The organism is Pantoea sp. RCC30.1 (assembly GCF_058148845.1).
Map to the genome: position 1 here is coordinate 1 of NZ_JBXUHX010000086.1, position 569 is coordinate 569.

Annotated in this window: 1 protein-coding gene; it reads left to right on the forward strand. The window is 52.9% G+C overall.

Features of this window, described 5'->3' with window-relative positions:
• Positions 1-569, forward strand: a 569-nt coding sequence (locus AC2LB6_RS24625; protein ID WP_490095476.1) for an EF-Tu C-terminal domain-related protein, incomplete at both ends; no start/stop codon positions are given.

A 569-nucleotide genomic window follows, 5' to 3' on the forward strand; every position in this document is an offset into this window, starting at 1 on the left:
CGTGCAATCGATAAGCCGTTCCTGCTGCCAATCGAAGACGTATTCTCAATCTCTGGCCGTGGTACCGTTGTTACCGGTCGTGTTGAGCGCGGCATCGTTAAAGTCGGCGACGAAGTTGAAATCGTTGGTATCAAAGATACTGTGAAATCAACCTGTACCGGCGTTGAGATGTTCCGTAAGCTGCTGGACCAGGGTCAGGCAGGCGAAAACTGTGGTGTTCTGCTGCGCGGTATCAAGCGTGAAGACATCCAGCGTGGCCAGGTTCTGGCTAAGCCAGGCTCAATCAAGCCGCACACCCAGTTCGAGTCAGAAGTTTACGTTCTGTCTAAAGACGAAGGTGGCCGCCATACTCCGTTCTTCAAAGGCTATCGTCCACAGTTCTACTTCCGTACAACTGACGTGACCGGCTCAGTAGAGCTGCCAGAAGGCGTTGAAATGGTAATGCCAGGTGACAACATCAAAATGGTTGTTACCCTGATCCACCCAATCGCAATGGACGAAGGTCTGCGCTTCGCAATCCGCGAAGGTGGCCGTACCGTTGGCGCGGGTGTTGTTGCTAAAGTTATCGC